Below are 12,021 nucleotides of genomic sequence, written 5' to 3'. Positions count from 1 at the left end.
CGTCAGGACTCGTCGAGATATGCGTCGGCCCACGCGCCGATGATGCGTCCGGCCCGGCGAGCTTGGCCGCGGGCGGTGAGCAGATGATCGGAGCCCTCCAGGGAAACGAAGCTGCGCGGGTGACGGGCCAATCGGAAGATCTCGCTGGCGTTTTCGATGTCGACGGTGTTGTCGGTGGGTGAGTGCAGGATCAGCAGCGGCAGGCGCAGGCTCTTGATCCTGTCGTGCAGATGGGCCGCGCGGACGTCCTCGACGAACGCTCGTTTGAGGGTCAGTGTGCGCCCGCCCACCATCCATTCGGCTCTGCCCTCGGACAGACAGCGGTCCACCACCGCGTCGTAGTGCTTCTCCACGTGGCTGGGGTCCACCGGCGCGGCTACCGTGACGACCGCGCGGACACCGGGCACTTGGTGTGCCGCGGCGAGTACCGCGGCGCCGCCCCACGAGTGCCCGACCAGGATGTCGGCAGGCTTGCCGCGGTCCGCCATGAACTGGCAGGCCTTCACGATGTCGTCGACCTTGACGGTGAACGACCCGTCTCCCCAGTCGCCTTCGGAGCCACTGAGTCCCAGCGCGTCGAAACGCAGCATGCCGATCCCGTCGGAGGCCAGTTGCTTGCAGATGCGAGCCGCCGCCGGTGATTCCTTGCCCAGGGTGAAGCCGTGGGCGAACACTCCCCAGCCGCGCGATTCCTGTTCCGGCGGGTCGATGATCCCGGCCAGGTTCGGGCCTGTGGAACTCTCGAAGGTGACGCGTTCGCCCATCGTCTATCGCCTGTGGTCGTGCCGTGCTCGTGACAACGCGCGGCGTCAGTGTGTGGCCGCGCTGAGCGCGAAGAAACCCCGCAGCGCCTCGGCGATCTGGGCCCGGACGGGGGCTCCGGACATCACCATGTCGACCATCGTCAGCGACAGATGCGTGTGTCCCCTCGCCCGCACGAGCTCGGTCGGAACCCCGGTCGCCGCAAGGGCTTCCGCGTACGCGATACCTTCGTCGCGCAGTGGGTCGAACTCCGCGGCCACCACGACCGCCGGCGGCAGCGCCGACAGATCCGGGGTGCGCAACGGGGCGATCCTCGGGTCGGTGCGGACGTCCGGGTCGGCGTACTGGTCGAAGAACCAGGCCATCAGCGGGGCGGTCAGACCGTAGCCCTCGGCGTTCTCGAGGTAGGACGGTCGCGTCTGGTCGGAATCGGTGACCGGAGTGAGCAGGGCCTGACCGAGAATGGTCGGCCGGGCCGCTTCCCTGGCGAATTGGCAAACCACGGCGGCGATTCCGGCGCCCGCGCTCCAGCCGCCGACGACGAGCTGACCGGGAATGCCGCCGAGTTCTTCGGCGTGCTCGGCGATCCATTGCGTAGCGGCCCAGCCGTCTTCGAATGCCGCCGGGAATCGGTGTTCGGGGGCATGCCGATAGTCCACCGACACGATGAGCGTGTCGCTGCGCACGCACAGGTCGCGGCACAGCGGCTCGTCGGATGCGGCGTCGCCGAGAACCCAACCGCCGCCGTGGAAATAGACGACGAGGGGATGCGGACCCGGACTCGCGGGCCGGTATAACCGGTAGTTCAATGGGCCGGCAGCGCCGGGGAGTGTGCCGTCGACTATTGCGCCGACGTCGGGGCCGGGTGGGCGTGCGAGGTTGGTCTCGTCCATGAAGGCCCGTATCCCGTCGACGCCGAGCGACTCCAACGGCGGCAGGTCCAACAACGCCATCTGCTCCAGCACCATCTGGACGTCGGGCTGCAGGCGGCGGATTATGCCGTCGTTGCATAGCGAACCGTCCTGGCCGGACAACCGGAAACCCAGGTAGTCGCGAGCCACCAACTCGTCGCACGCCACCCGGTAGAAGTCGACCCCGGCGGCGTAGGCCATGAACACCCGCCGCTTGCCGGGGATGTTGGCGCCGACGTACCACGAATTCGCTTGCGGGAACAGCGTTATGGCCGCCGCATCGGCCACGTGCTGCATCCAGCCGGCCTCGGCGAGCGCGGTGGGTTCGATCCGGTCGAAGCCGCGGTTGCGCAGATACGTCAGCGCGTCGGCGACGAAGTCGACGTGTTGCTCGATCGACACCGCCATGTTCGACAGCACCGAGGGGCTGTTGGGGCCGGCGATCAGGAAGAAGTTCGGGAACCCTTCGGTGGTCAGCCCCAGGTACGTGTCCGGACCGTTCGACCATTTTGTCTTCAGCTCGAGTCCGTCGCGGCCGACGATGTCGATCGCCGCGACCGCGCCGGTGATGGCGTCGAAGCCGGTGGCGAACACGATCGCGTCGAACTCGAAAGACTCACCGGCGGTGTCGATCCCGGTGCTCGACACGCCCAGCAGCGGCTGCTGCTGCAGGTTGACCAGCCGCACATGGGGCAGGTTGAACGTGGCGTAGTAGCCGGTGTCCAGGCACAGTCGTTTGGCGCCGACCGGATAGGTGGTGGGGCACAAGACGTCTGCTGTCTGTGGATCGTGCACGATGCCGCGGATCTTGGCACGGACGAAGTCGGCGAAGTCGGCGTTGGCCAGCGGGTTGCTCATGGTGTCGGCGTAGAGATTGAGCACCTCCAGCAATTCGCCGCGCCGCCAACACTCTTCGTATCGTCGCTGCCTTTCCTCGAGGGGCACCGAGAACCACGGGGTGATGGTGCGTTCCACCGGCACCCCGCCGAACGAGTACCGGGCCGCCTGCCGGTAGGCGCCGTCGTCGGCGAGCGCGGCCAGCTTGTCCGGTGCGATCGGGCCGTTGTGCGCGGGGATCGAAAAGCACGGCGTCCGTTGGAATACCGTGAGCTGCGCGGCCTGCGCCGCGATCAGCGGGATCGACTGAATCCCCGACGACCCGGTGCCGATCACCCCGACACGTTTACCGGTGAAGTCGACCGGTTCATGTGGCCAGCGACTGGTGAAATACACCTCACCGGCGAAGTTCTCGATGCCTCGGATGTCGAGCTCTTTCGGCACCGACAGGCAGCCGGTCGCCATTACCAGGTAGCGGCAGGTGATTTCGCGGCCGTCGTCGGTGCGCACGTGATACCCGGGCAGATCGTCGTCCCAGTGCGCGTGGGTGACCCGGGTGCCGAATTGCATGTCGCGACGAAGGTCGTGCTTGTCGGCGACGTGGTTCAGATATCGCAGGATCTCGGGCTGGGTGGCGTACTTCTCCGACCACTGCCAGTCCCGCGACCACTCCGGGTCGAAGCTGAACATGTAGTCCAGGCTCGGTATGTCGACGCGGGCCCCCGGGTATCGGTTCCAGTACCAGGTGCCGCCGATGTCGTCGCCCGCTTCGAAGATGCGCATCGAATGGTCCGCGCACCGCAGGCGGTACGCGGCGTACAGGCCCGCGAAGCCGGCACCCACGACGACGACGTCCACATCGGTGTGGTGTACATCACTCATTCGCCCATCATTGGCCACTGGGGCGCGTTTTGGTAGAGCGCTCAGAACCCTCTGCCGACAATGCCGGCATTACGCGCCGCGCCCAGCCAATCCGGGAACTCCGTCATGACCTTGTCGTAGAACGCTTCGTCGCTCAGCGCCCGCACCTGCTCCACGGCGAAGAACCCGGCGTTGTCGATCTCGCGGCCGGTCAGTTCGTCCAGTTTGTGCAGGAACGGGAAGTCGCTTTCCCGCCCGATCGCCATGAACTGGATGAACATCGGCAACCCGGACGCGCGCAAGACGGCGTCCGCGGCGTTCTTGCGGTCGCTGTTGCCGCCGTCGGTGATGAAGGCGACGTAGGTGGGCAGCCGGGCGCCGCGCTCTAGATTGCCGGCGATCTGCTCGATCGGCGGGGCGTACTTCGTCATGCCCCAGATGCCCTTGCGGTTGATGGCGCGGTCGGTCCAGCCTTCGCGGTTGGCCAGGGTGACGGGTTCACCTTCGTGCACGCGGTGATCGAACAGCAGGGTGTCGACGGTGCCGTTGTCGTCGAAAAGCAGTGCGAGAGCGAGGAACCGGTCGATGAGTTCCTGGTAGCTGCCGTTGCTGAACAACGGGCGCGACGAGCCGGAGACGTCGAGCACCAGGATCACCTCGGCGCGCTCGCCGAGGAATCCCCGCTTTTCCAGGGACACGGTGGCGGCGTCGAATTTCTTCAGCAGTACCGGCGACTTGTCCGAGACGGCCTTGCGCAGGTTGATCTGTCGCTGCTTGTTCATGTCGATCGCCGGAGGCGCTTGCGGCGTTTGGGGCGCGGGCGGTGGCGTGGCCGGTTCGTCGTCGACGGAGATCCCGAACTCGGTCGCGATGCCGGCCAGCCCGGTGTCGTAACCCTGGCCGACCGCGCGGAACTTCCACGCGCCCTGCCGGCGGTACAACTCGCCGAAGATCAGTCCGGTCTCGGTGGTCAGCCCAGAGATCGAATAGCTCGCCACCGGTGTGCCGCCGGATGACATCTTGATCGACAGTCCGGGCAGTTGCGCGAATGACTGACGCTTGGCGGCGGCGTCGTGAATGGAGGCCACGAACGCGATGCGGTCGACGACGTCGGGGACGGCCGGTGCGTTGACCACCAGACGGTCACCGCCCGTCGGGATCGAACCGGTGTGCCGCACCGACCCGTCACGCGAGGTGGGCTGGTTGTAGAAGATGAGATCGGTGTCGTCGCGCACCTTTCCCGCCGTGGTCAGCAGCAGCGCACTGGCGTCGGCATCGACTCCGGCGACGGCCTGCCAACTGACTTCGACGGTCAGTTCGGCAGTGGGTACCGGTGCGTTGGCGCCCTTGGTCAACTCGGCCATGACCCTCCGATTCGTCCGATCGTGGCTACAGCGTAAACGGGCGTGCGTAGGGTCGGCTGGTGCACAGGACCATCGACTGGGACGGCGATGCGGTCACGATCATCGACCAGACCGCGCTGCCGGTTGATTACCGCTTGTTGCGGCTGCGCACGGTCGACGAGCTGATCGACGCGATCCGTCGCCTGGCCGTGCGCGGCGCGCCGGCGCTGGGGGCGGCGGGGGCACTCGGCGTGGTGCTCGCGGTCCGCGAGGGCGGCGACGTGCGGGCTGCGGCTCATCGGGTCGCGGCGGCCCGACCGACCGCGGTGAACCTCAGCTGGGGAGTGGCACGTGCGCTGGAGCGGCTGGACCAGGGTGCCGAAGCCGTGCTCGCCGAAGCCCTGGAAATTCTTGACGAGGACGAGCGGCTGAATCGGACCGCATCCGCTTGCGCCGCCGAGATCGTCCTGGAGTTGTGCGGTCGCCGGCCGTTGCGGTTGTTGAGTCACTGCAACGCCGGTCATCTCGCCACCGTGGCGTGGGGCAGCGCGCTGGGCGTCGTCTGGCATCTGCACGAGCGCGGACTGGTGGAGTCGGTGCTGGTCGACGAGACCCGACCACTGCTGCAGGGCGCCCGGCTCACCGCCTGGGAGCTGGCCCAGGCGGGCGTGCCGTACCGGGTGCAACCGGACGGCGCGGCCGCGGCGGCGATGGCGCGTGGCCTCGTCGACTGCGTGCTCGTCGGCGCCGACCGGATCGCGTCGAATGGCGATGTCGCCAACAAAATCGGCACCTACGGCTTGGCCATCGCGGCGCGTCACCACGATGTGCCTGTCGTCGTCGTGGCACCCTCGTCCACGATCGACGGGTCGCTTGGCACCGGTGCCGAAATCGCCATCGAGGAACGCGCGCCTGACGAACTGCGGACCTTTGCCGGGTCTGCCGTCACTCCGTCGGATGCCGCGGTGTTCAACCCCGCCTTCGACGTGACGCCGTTTGGATTGATCAGCGCGGTGGTCACCGAGCGCGGGCGCTACGCCCCGCCCTCGCTTTGACTGTGAAGCCTGGGCGTTGCGGGTGAAGCCTGGGCGAGGAATCGTCGATTTTTTCGCCCTGCGCTCACCGGCGAAGCCGTGGATTCACAATCAAAGCCGACGTTTCACACCGACGGGTCGATGTCAGCCCTCAATCTCGGCGAAACCCCACGATGTCGTGCTCTGAAGCGAGATCATGTATCTAGCCGCATATTGAACGCGGCGATTCCCCGGGGGGGCATGGCCTGAGCGCCATGGCGCACTGGGAGGTGTCCAATATGTCGTTTCTATTCGCAGCGCCAGAGGCGCTGGCAACGGCAGCAGCGAATCTGGCCGGTATCGAATCGGCGTTGAACGCGGCCAACGCTGCCGCGAGAGCGCAGACGACGGCGGTACTGGCGGCGGGCGCCGATGAGATTTCAGCAGTAATCGCGACGCTGTTTTCCGGGCACGGCCAGGGATATCAGGCGATCAGCGCCCAGGCGGCGGCGTTTCATGATCAATTCGTGCAGACCTTGACTACCGGTGCGGCCTCGTATGCCAGTGCTGAAGCCACCGCCGCCACACCCCTGCAACCTGTCCTCACCGCGATCAATGCGCCCTTCCTGGCGCTGACCGGGCGTCCCCTGATCGGCAACGGAATCAACGGAGCGCCGGGCAGTGGGGCCAACGGCGGGGCCGGCGGAATCCTGATCGGCAGCGGCGGCAACGGCGGGTCCGGCGGGGCCGGTCAAAACGGAGGTGCCGGCGGCGCGGCGGGGCTGCTGGGCACCGGTGGGGCAGGCGGGGCGGGCGGTCCCGGCACCACCAACGGCGGCACCGGTGGAGCCGGTGGGCTCTTGTTCGGCGCTGGCGGCAGCGGTGGCGCCGGCGGATTCAACGCCGCGGGCTCCGGCGGCAACGGCGGCGCGGGCGGGGCAGGCGGGTTGTTCAGCTCGGGCGGCGCTGGTGGCGCGGGTGGCAGCGGTAACGGCGTCGGAGGCAACGGTGGGGCGGGCGGAGTCGGTGGCACCGCGGGGCTGTTCGGCAGCGGCGGGACTGGCGGGATCGGCGGGTACACCGAGACCGCCGTCGCGGGCCCGGGCGGCGCCGGCGGTGCCGGCGGGTTCGTCGGGAGCGGCGGTACCGGCGGCTTCGGCGGTGCGGGCGCCAAAGCCGGTGCAATCAACGGAGATGGCGGGGCCGGTGGCCACGGGGGCACCTTCGGCGGCGACGGCGGGACCGGCGGCACCGGCGGAGGCGGCGGCGCGATCAACGGTAGTGGCGGGGCCGGCGGGGCGGCCGGCATGTTCTTCGGCGATGGCGGGGACGGCGGCGCCGGTGGCGGTGGGGGCTTGTTTGCCGGTGACGGTGGGGCCGGCGGCGCGGCCGGCTTATTCGCCGGAGCCGGCGGCACGGGCGGCGCCGGCGGCACATCAGCCGCCATCGGGGGGAAGGGCGGGGCCGGCGGCCGCGCCGGCATGCTCGTCGGAACCGGCGGCAGCGGTGGCGGCGGTGGTGCCGCCTCGAACGCCGCGATCGGCGGGGACGGTGGGGCCGGCGGCCAGGCGGGATTGCTCTTCGGCGAGGGCGGAGCCGGCGGCGCCGGCGGTACCAGCGCGATTATCGGCGGGAAGGGCGGGGCTGGTGGCACGGCCGGGCTGATCGGCAACGGCGGCCACGGTGGTGACGGCGGGATGAACGTCACCATCAACCCGAGCGGCGTCGGCGGCGACGGCGGTCAGGGTGGCAACGCCCTGCTGATCGGCAATGGCGGTGACGGCGGCAGCGGCGGCACCAGCGTGAACCCGGGCAAAGCCGGAAAGGCCGGCGCCGGCGGCACCGGCGGGGTGCTCGGTTTGGACGGATCGCCCGGGGTTCCGTAGTCCGATCCTGAGCTACTGCTGGTCTGCCGATGAATTTGCCTTCCGGTCGGAGTCTTACCAACCGGAAGGGAGGCACTCAATGCAGGTACAGCATGTGCTGGCGGTCGTTCCGGTGACCGACATCGAAGCGGCAACGCACTGGTACTCCGGCTTCTTCGGTACGCCGCCTAGCAACAACCCGATGCCGACACTGGTCGAGTGGCGGTCGACCAGCACGGGCTGGATCCAGGTTTTCGCCGACGCGGAGAAGGCCGGCAGGACGGCGGTCAACCTCGCCGTCGAGGATTTGGATGCGGCAGTCGGTGATCTCGCCGAGCGCGGATACGCGCCGGGGGAGATCCAGGACGTGAACAAGGGAGTGCGGCTGTCGGCGCTGAGCGACCCGGATGGCAACACGATCACCTTGATCGGCGGCTTTCGCGAAGTTTATTAACCGGCTATCGACCGAATAACACCGCGAGTTGACGCACGGCGGCGCGGCGACCCTCGACGGTCAGGGCTCCGGACGAGACCAAGTCGGCGAAATGAGCCGGATTCGTCGCTGCCGCAAGGGCTTCCGCCGGGCCGCACAAGGTGACATCCGGCTCTGCCGTCGTAGGCTCGACGGTGTTCTCGTCGATGTGCAACGTGGTCGATCCCTCCGGCGTCGTCAGTTGCAGCACCAGGTCGACGCCGGGTCGTTCGGCTCGCACGTACGCCCGCACCGCCCTGGCGAGCCATTCGGGGCGCACCTGATCGCCGGGATTGCGAGTGTGGAGCAGACGACGGCCCCATCGGGCGAACGCATTGACCACGTCCTCGAGCGCACGGCCCTCGTCGGTCAATTCGTAGACCTTCACCGCGGCCGGCGGCGGCAGGTCACGGCGCACGACCAAGCCGTTGTTTTCCAGATCCCGCAGCCGTGCCGCCAGCATGTCGGTCGCGATCGGTGACAGTGCATGCAGCAGATCGACATAGCGGCGCGGACCGTCGAGCAGCTCCCGCACCACGAGCAATGTCCAGCGATCGCCAACCAGGTCAAGGCTTTTCGCCAGCGCGCAATGCTGACCGTACGACTTGGCTGCCACGCCATGACGGTATCAGATACTTGACTATTCCAAGTCGTCACTTGGTTTCTCCAAGTAAGAGGCGTAGCTTCGGAGTGTCGGAAGGAACCACCATGACCGTCCTCGTCGATATCGACGCACGCCCGTCGCTGGAGCACTTGCTCGACATTCGCATCGAATTCGACCCGGTGCAGATCTTCCCGACGCCGGTCGGTACCCGGTTCACCTACGTGGTCCGGCGTGGGCGCTGCGAGGGTCCCCGCATCGCCGGCGACATCTTGCCGGGCGGCGGCGACTGGATACTGTTCGGCACCGACCGGGTGGCACGACTGGATGTTCGGGCCACGCTGCGGACGGACGACGGCGCGCACATCCACGTCACCAACACCGGTCGGGTGCACATGAGTCGTGCGGCGACCGACCGATTCACGGCGGGCGAGCTGATCCGGCACGACGAGATGATCGCCCGATCCAGCCCCCTGTTCGACACCGACGATCCCCGCTACCGGTGGCTCAACGCAATTCACACGGTGGCGATCAACGAGGTGTCGCTTTCTGAGGTCCGCTACCGGGTTTTCGCGGTCCGATGAGCGCGTTGCGCGCCCTCTACCGGCGCTACCTACTGGCCTGGGAGTCCCGCGACGTCGACGCGATCGTCGCGCTCCATGCCGCAGACACCATGTTCTGGCTGCATCACGGCCGAGGCCCGGTGACCGGTCGTGTCGCCGTGCATGACGAGTTCACGGCCATGTTCGCCGCACTCCCCGGCTTCGGGTTCGACGTCCACCGAACCCAATTCGGTTCTCGGCATTGGGTTTTGGATTGGACGCTGACGTGCTTGTTGCCGGAGGACGACGGACCCGGTCGGGCGGTCAGCTGGGACTGCATCGATCTGGTGACCGTGACCGACGATTGGCAGGTAGCGCGTAAAGACACATTCGTCGACGGTGTCGCCTTCGGGCGCCTGGTCAGCGCGCGAAAAACGTTTGTTGAGGATCGGGCTGCTTCCGCGCTGGTGGACACGAACCGTAGCGGCCACTAGAGATACCTTGAGAAGATGAGTGCTGTCGGCATCGTCCTCGTAGCACTCGCGATCGCCGTCGGAATCATCGGCATCGTGGTGCCGGTATTGCCGGGCACGTTGCTGGTGCTCGGTGCGATCGTGGTGTGGGCCGTCGTGGAGAACAACATCACCGCGTGGGTGACGCTCGGCGTGGTGGTCGTCCTGCTTGGTGCGGCGACATTTATCAAGTACACCTGGCCGGTGAAGCGGATGCGTGCCGCCGACGTGCGCACGCTGAGTTTGGCGGCGGGCGCGGGGCTGGGCCTCATTGGTTTCTTCGTGATCCCGGTGATCGGCCTGGCGATCGGCTTCGTGCTGGGCGTCTACGCGGCGGAGCTGGCCGCCCGCGGAGACCAGCGGCTGGCATGGGCTTCGACGAAGCACGCCGTGAAAGGTGTCGCGTTGTCGATGGGTGTCGAGCTCGCCGGCGCACTGCTCGCCACCGTTGCGTGGGCGTTCGGGATGGGCCTAACCCAGTTGGCATCGTGATTCATCTCGGCAACCGGAATGGACGTTCGTTGGCACAAAGTGAGCCCGTTCTAGCAATTCGGTATCGCACCACGTGCCGAGGCCAACCCCACGACGATGGCCGCGCTAGCCCGGATTTTTCGTGGAATGTCGCTTGTGGCGGTGTGTAGATAAGCGAAAGTGCCTGTCCTGCAAGGAATAATCGGACTTGTCTAAGGTTCGGATCGTTCCAGCTGGAAGGCACCTCGCAGGTGAAGAATATCGCGGCCTCTTCGCGGGTCAAAGTGTCGGCCGACGGCGGTGGTGTCGCGCAGCATGCCGGGATGGGCATGCTGCGCGAACTCGCCGATCGGACCGGGTTATCGGCGCAGGTCACCGCTGTGTTAGCCGACACCTACCGCGGTCCGTGGGTGTATGCACCTGGCGAGGTGTTCGCCGATCTGGCGGTTGCGGTCGCCGACGGGGCGGACTGCATCGACGGTGTCGGGCAGTTGTGCGGCGACCGTGAGGACGTGTGCGGGGCGAAGGCGTCGACGACCACGATGTGGCGTCTGGTCGATGAGCGCATCGACGCTGCGCACTTGCCCGGGTGCGTGGCGCACGGGCGGCTGCCCGCGCGGCGGCCTGGGTATCTGCTCGGACAACGCCGGCGCCGAACCGCTGTGGTCGACGTTCAAGCACGAGTACTACTACCGGCATACTTTCCACACAAAATCGGAACTGATTGCAGCAGTTGACAATTGGATGCGTTTCTACAATCACCGACGTAGGCATTCAGCGATCGGAATGCGCTCACCCATCACCTACGAGCAATCACTGAAAGTCACCCCGGAAGCAACCTAACCGCGTCCACTTTTTCTGGGGAACCCCACTCGGCGCCCCATAGTCGGCGGATGCCTTGTTGTTGACCTGCACAGCCCGCCCGGCGGGCCATCTTGGCTGCCCCGCCGACATCCCACCGCTGACGTGTCATAGTTACGGTGTCATCAGAAATTTGGGGGATTCATGGACGTGCTGAAGTCGTTACGCGTCGTCGCCGTATTGGTCGGAGTTGCGATAGCTGGGGCCGCCGGAGCCTCAGCCGGCCAATCACCAACCCTGGGCCGCGTCTGGGCATCGAACCAGCAGGGTTATGGGGCAGTGCAGCCGGCCACGGTCTACAACGGCGGTGACCCTACTGGCATGATCTGGGACATTACCTGGTCCTCATGGGGCGAAGAACAAGCTACAGGCGCCGGGACTGCCAACTGGGTGCCCCCTGGCGGCAACGTCGCACAGGCGGTTTCCCAACCGGCGACGATCGTCGCCTACAACCTCGGCACCTGCAACGGTCAACTGATGTACCAAGCGGCTAAATGGTATTTCCCGAGCAAAGGCGAGACATTCAACCCGGCTGGCCACTACAACATTTGCACCGGTGATTCTGTCCAAGGCAACTAGCTAGGCGCCTTGGCCTAGGAAAGTTCCCCCAGGTCAGTCGGTGTAACAGCCTGCGCACTGAATGGATCGGTTTCATCCTTTGGAGTGCGTCTACCGATTAATGACTTGCGGATTGCAGCTATCTGCTCCCCGGCAGTGTAGTACCTGCCCCTTTTCTCGCCATGCGGAATTAGCAGCCCGAGATTGGCAAGGCTTTGCAAGTCGCGTGTAGCAGTTTGATCGCTTATGGGCTCATTGCCCTGACTCTTCAGAATTGCTTTGTACACAGACCGCCGGACACGCATACGCATGGCCGCGTCGAACAGCGCATCAATAGTCCGCTCGGGAAGGCTGTGGCGTGTGATGACGCGGTCCAACTCAAGATAAAGAGTTTCGATTTCATTTGTACGAC

13 protein-coding genes and 1 pseudogene are annotated in these 12,021 nt (G+C 66.6%); 9 read left to right on the top strand and 5 right to left on the bottom strand.

What is annotated here, in order from left to right:
* Positions 1 to 2: 2 nt before the first annotated feature.
* From AC5Y4D_RS22640 to AC5Y4D_RS22630, 3 genes are read right to left on the bottom strand one after another with little or no spacing between them, the layout of a single operon-like run.
* Positions 3 to 764, bottom strand: a complete 762-nt coding sequence (locus tag AC5Y4D_RS22640) for an alpha/beta hydrolase family protein (protein WP_500038264.1) — start codon at positions 762 to 764, stop codon at positions 3 to 5.
* A 45-nt stretch (positions 765 to 809) separates the two neighbouring features.
* Positions 810 to 3,392, bottom strand: a complete 2,583-nt coding sequence (locus tag AC5Y4D_RS22635; RefSeq protein WP_500038263.1) for a flavin-containing monooxygenase — start codon at positions 3,390 to 3,392, stop codon at positions 810 to 812.
* 41 nt (positions 3,393 to 3,433) lie between these two features.
* Positions 3,434 to 4,735: a VWA domain-containing protein gene (locus AC5Y4D_RS22630; RefSeq protein WP_500038262.1), complete on the bottom strand. Its 1,302-nt coding sequence runs from the start codon at positions 4,733 to 4,735 to the stop codon at positions 3,434 to 3,436.
* Positions 4,736 to 4,794: 59 nt separating this feature from the next.
* Between AC5Y4D_RS22630 and mtnA the strand changes: the two genes are divergently transcribed.
* The 3 genes from mtnA to AC5Y4D_RS22615 all read left to right on the top strand — a co-directional run bounded on the left by mtnA (position 4,795) and on the right by AC5Y4D_RS22615 (position 8,046).
* A complete protein-coding gene (gene mtnA, locus AC5Y4D_RS22625) occupies positions 4,795 to 5,769 on the top strand; it encodes an S-methyl-5-thioribose-1-phosphate isomerase (protein ID WP_500038261.1) in 975 nt (324 codons plus the stop codon).
* A gap of 257 nt (positions 5,770 to 6,026) precedes the next feature.
* Positions 6,027 to 7,613 (top strand): PE family protein, encoded by a 1,587-nt coding sequence (locus AC5Y4D_RS22620; RefSeq protein WP_500038260.1) that lies wholly within the window; start codon positions 6,027 to 6,029, stop codon positions 7,611 to 7,613.
* A gap of 79 nt (positions 7,614 to 7,692) precedes the next feature.
* Complete coding sequence (locus AC5Y4D_RS22615) at positions 7,693 to 8,046, top strand: VOC family protein (protein WP_500038259.1); 354 nt, start codon at positions 7,693 to 7,695, stop codon at positions 8,044 to 8,046.
* A gap of 4 nt (positions 8,047 to 8,050) precedes the next feature.
* Here the strand turns inward: AC5Y4D_RS22615 and AC5Y4D_RS22610 are convergent, their stop codons facing one another.
* Complete coding sequence (locus tag AC5Y4D_RS22610) at positions 8,051 to 8,680, bottom strand: winged helix-turn-helix transcriptional regulator (protein WP_500038258.1); 630 nt, start codon at positions 8,678 to 8,680, stop codon at positions 8,051 to 8,053.
* Between the two features lie 92 nt (positions 8,681 to 8,772).
* Here AC5Y4D_RS22610 and AC5Y4D_RS22605 point away from each other — a divergent pair, with 92 nt between their 5' ends.
* The 6 genes and pseudogenes from AC5Y4D_RS22605 (at position 8,773) to AC5Y4D_RS22580 (ending at position 11,630) form a co-directional block, all read left to right on the top strand.
* Positions 8,773 to 9,249: a DUF3237 domain-containing protein gene (locus tag AC5Y4D_RS22605; protein ID WP_500038257.1), complete on the top strand. Its 477-nt coding sequence runs from the start codon at positions 8,773 to 8,775 to the stop codon at positions 9,247 to 9,249.
* Positions 9,246 to 9,701 carry a nuclear transport factor 2 family protein gene (locus AC5Y4D_RS22600; protein ID WP_499993285.1) on the top strand — a complete coding sequence of 152 codons (456 nt, stop codon included), beginning with the start codon at positions 9,246 to 9,248 and terminating at the stop codon, positions 9,699 to 9,701. Before AC5Y4D_RS22605 ends, AC5Y4D_RS22600 begins: the two co-directional genes overlap by 4 nt.
* A 15-nt stretch (positions 9,702 to 9,716) precedes the next feature.
* Complete coding sequence (locus AC5Y4D_RS22595; RefSeq protein WP_499993287.1) at positions 9,717 to 10,211, top strand: DUF456 domain-containing protein; 495 nt, start codon at positions 9,717 to 9,719, stop codon at positions 10,209 to 10,211.
* A gap of 230 nt (positions 10,212 to 10,441) precedes the next feature.
* Positions 10,442 to 10,833, top strand: a pseudogene (locus tag AC5Y4D_RS22590) (IS1380 family transposase); the annotation flags it as partial.
* Positions 10,815 to 11,033: an integrase core domain-containing protein gene (locus AC5Y4D_RS22585; RefSeq protein WP_500038278.1), complete on the top strand. Its 219-nt coding sequence runs from the start codon at positions 10,815 to 10,817 to the stop codon at positions 11,031 to 11,033. The pseudogene AC5Y4D_RS22590 and the gene AC5Y4D_RS22585, both read left to right, overlap by 19 nt.
* 162 nt (positions 11,034 to 11,195) lie before the next feature.
* Positions 11,196 to 11,630 carry a hypothetical protein gene (locus tag AC5Y4D_RS22580; protein ID WP_499993290.1) on the top strand — a complete coding sequence of 145 codons (435 nt, stop codon included), beginning with the start codon at positions 11,196 to 11,198 and terminating at the stop codon, positions 11,628 to 11,630.
* A 14-nt stretch (positions 11,631 to 11,644) separates the two neighbouring features.
* On the opposite strand, the gene AC5Y4D_RS22575 is transcribed toward AC5Y4D_RS22580, so the two are convergent.
* The coding region (locus tag AC5Y4D_RS22575) for a hypothetical protein (RefSeq protein WP_500038256.1) at positions 11,645 to 12,021 on the bottom strand (377 nt) is incomplete at its 5' end.

The organism is Mycobacterium sp. NGS67 (assembly GCF_059812185.1).
Note: the sequence above shows the minus strand (reverse complement) of the source record. Positions and strands in the feature narration are given on the sequence as shown.

Bases quoted from the DNA above. Each gene is read 5' to 3' on its own strand.
- AC5Y4D_RS22640 (WP_500038264.1), bottom strand. From the start codon at position 764: ATGGGCGAACGCGTCACCTTCGAGAGTTCCACAGGCCCGAACCTGGCC.
- AC5Y4D_RS22635 (WP_500038263.1), bottom strand. From the start codon at position 3,392: ATGAGTGATGTACACCACACCGATGTGGACGTCGTCGTCGTGGGTGCC.
- AC5Y4D_RS22630 (WP_500038262.1), bottom strand. From the start codon at position 4,735: ATGGCCGAGTTGACCAAGGGCGCCAACGCACCGGTACCCACTGCCGAA.
- AC5Y4D_RS22620 (WP_500038260.1), top strand. From the start codon at position 6,027: ATGTCGTTTCTATTCGCAGCGCCAGAGGCGCTGGCAACGGCAGCAGCG.
- AC5Y4D_RS22615 (WP_500038259.1), top strand. From the start codon at position 7,693: ATGCAGGTACAGCATGTGCTGGCGGTCGTTCCGGTGACCGACATCGAA.
- AC5Y4D_RS22605 (WP_500038257.1), top strand. From the start codon at position 8,773: ATGACCGTCCTCGTCGATATCGACGCACGCCCGTCGCTGGAGCACTTG.
- AC5Y4D_RS22600 (WP_499993285.1), top strand. From the start codon at position 9,246: ATGAGCGCGTTGCGCGCCCTCTACCGGCGCTACCTACTGGCCTGGGAG.
- AC5Y4D_RS22595 (WP_499993287.1), top strand. From the start codon at position 9,717: ATGAGTGCTGTCGGCATCGTCCTCGTAGCACTCGCGATCGCCGTCGGA.
- AC5Y4D_RS22580 (WP_499993290.1), top strand. From the start codon at position 11,196: ATGGACGTGCTGAAGTCGTTACGCGTCGTCGCCGTATTGGTCGGAGTT.